The following is a 2,945-nucleotide window of genomic DNA, read 5'->3' as shown; positions in this document are numbered from 1 at the left end:
GATCACGAGCTCGGACAGCTGCAGCGTGGCGGATTACCGGACCTTGCAGGAACGCTTCGGCTCGTTGTTCCGGATCATCAACGCATACGGTGTGACGGAAGCGGCGATCGACTCAAGCTTCTATGACGAGCCGCTGACGAAGCTGCCGCAGACAGGCCATGTGCCGATCGGCAAAGCGTGGCTGAATGCGAAATTCTACATCGTGGACGCGCATCTGAATCCGGTGCCGGTCGGGGTGCTGGGCGAGCTGGTCATCGGCGGAGTCGGAGTGGCGCGCGGGTACTTGAACCGTCCGGAGCTGACGGAAGAGAAGTTCGTAGACAGCCCGTTCGCCGCGGGCGAGCGGCTGTACCGCACGGGAGACTTGGCGCGGTGGATGGAAGACGGCAACGTAGACTTCATCGGCCGGATCGACAACCAGGCGAAAATCCGGGGCTACCGGATTGAGACGGGCGAGATCGAGTCGCAGCTGCTGCGGGTGGAAGGCGTGCGCGAAGCGGTGGTGCTGGTTCGAAGTGACGCGAACGGGCAGAAGGCGCTATGCGCGTATTACACGCCGGATACCGGAGCGGAGCTGGCGGTGAACGATTTGCGCAGCGCGCTGGCGCAGAAGCTGCCGGGCTACATGATCCCGTCGTACTTCGTGGAGCTGGAGCGCCTGCCTCTGACGCCGAACGGAAAGATTGACCGGAAGGCGCTGCCGGCGCCGGAAGGGGAAGCGGGAAGCGGAACGGAGTACGTCGCACCGCGCAATGAGCTGGAAACGAAGTTGGCGGCGATTTGGCAGGAGGTACTAGGGCTTGCGAAGGAGATTGGCGTTCACGACAACTTCTTCGACATCGGCGGACACTCCCTGCGGGCGACGACGCTTGTCAGCAAGATTCATAAAGAGTTGAACGTGGATCTGCCGCTGCGCGACGTGTTCCGCCATTCCACCATCGAGAGCATGGCGGCCGCCATTTCCCGGCTGGATGAGCAGACATTCGTTGCCATTCCGGTGGCGGATGACCGAGAGGTGTACCCGCAATCTTTTGCTCAAAAACGTCTCTTTATCCTGAATCAACTGGAAGGCGCGGAGCTTAGCTACAACATGCCGGAAGCGATGCTGCTGGAGGGTGATTTGGACCGGGCAAGGTTCGAAGAAGCGTTCCGTAAGCTCGTGGCGCGGCATGAAACGCTGCGCACCGGGTTCGAAATGGTGGATGGCGAAGCATCGCAGCGGATTTACCAGGACGTGAATGTTGCCGTGGAGTTCTATCGAGCGGATGAGCAAGAGGCCGAAGAGACGGTTCGTCGTTTCGTCCGTCCGTTTGACTTGGCGAAGCCTCCGCTGCTGAGGGTAGGCCTTGTCGAGCTGGCTCCGGAACGCCATATTCTAATGTACGACATGCATCATATTATTTCCGACGGCGTCTCGATGGAAATCTTTGTTGAAGAATTCGTCCGCTTGTACGGCGGCGAGCAATTGGAGCCTCTGCGCATTCAGTACAAAGACTACACCGTTTGGCAGCATTCGCAGGAGCAGAAGGAACGGCTTCAGCGTCAGGAGGCGTACTGGCTGGACATGTTCCAAGGCGAGCTTCCGGTGCTGGAAATGCCGACCGACTATCCGCGTCCGGCCGTGCAGAGCTACGAAGGCCAAACGCTGGAGTTTTTCTTCGACGCTTCGAAAACCGACGGCCTGAAGCAGCTGGCCTCGGAAACGGGCACGACGCTGTTTATGGTGCTGCTTGCAGCGTATAACGTCCTTCTGCATAAATATTCAGGTCAGGAAGACGTGATTGTCGGTACGCCGATTGCCGGAAGGAATTATGGAGATGTGCAGCCGTTGATCGGGATTTTCTTAAACACGCTGGCTATCCGCAGTTATCCGGCTTCGGAGAAGACATTCCTGTCATACCTGAACGAAGTCAAAGAAACGACCCTCCACGCCTTCGAGCATCAAAACTATCCGTTCGAAGAATTGGTGGACAAGGTGCAAGTCACCCGTGATTTAAGTCGCAATCCGCTCTTCGACACGCTGTTTACGATGCAGAATACGGAGAACAAGGAATTTGAGCTGGAAGGGCTTCGTCTGATTCCTTATCCGAGCGCACTGGATACCGCGAAGTTTGATATCAGCTTGGATGTGGGCGAGGAGAACGGCGGCTTGGATTACAGCTTCGAATATGCGACGGCTCTCTACAAAAGGGAGACGATCGAACGGCTGGCGAAACATTACGAGCAGCTGCTCGTAACGATCGTAAGCCGTCCGGATGCGAAGATCGCCGAGCTGAACTTGTTGACGGCAGAGGAAAAAGAACAAATTCTCGGCGCGTTCAACCCGGCGCAGCCGGAAGCGGCTCCTGTGGGCGCGTTCCACCGGCTGTTCGAGGAACAGGCGGAGCGCACGCCGGAAGCGGAGGCCGTCGTGTACGAGAACGACCGGCTGACGTATGCGGAGCTGAACGAGCGGGCGAACCGCTTAGCGGCCACGCTGCGCGCAAGCGGCATCGGCCGGGAGACGATCGTCGGCATTCTCGCCGAGCGTGCGGTGGACTTGCTGGTGGCCGTGCTGGCCGTCTGGAAAGCGGGCGGGGCGTATGTGCCGCTCGATCCGGATTATCCGGCGGACCGCGTGCGGTTCATGCTTGAAGACAGCGGAGCGAAGGTGCTGCTGACGCAAACGCCGCTGCGAGAGCGTGCCGAAGCCTGGCTCGGCGAAGAGGAGCTGGCGCTGGCGACGGTGCTATACCTCGACGACGAAGCGTCGTACAGCGACGAGCGGGCGAATGCGCCGATTGGCTCCGGCATTGTCTCCGGCAAGCTGACGGATGCTGTGGACGACGGCGATGAGAGCCATCAGAATGTTGGCGCCGACAGCTTCCATGAAGCCCGTCCGGAGGATCTGGCGTACGTGATCTATACGTCGGGAACGACGGGCAAGCCGAAGGGCGTGATGATCG

At 59.3% G+C, this 2,945-nt stretch carries 1 protein-coding gene; it reads left to right on the top strand.

Going from position 1 to position 2,945, the window contains the following annotated elements; genetic code table 11:
* A partial coding sequence (locus AC5ELV_RS26205; protein ID WP_493432443.1) for a condensation domain-containing protein occupies positions 1-2,945 on the top strand: 2,945 nt, incomplete at both ends.

This window comes from Paenibacillus sp. NMA1017 (assembly GCF_058895805.1).
The sequence above is the reverse complement of the archived record's forward strand: the minus strand, read 5'-3'. Positions and strand labels throughout refer to the sequence as shown.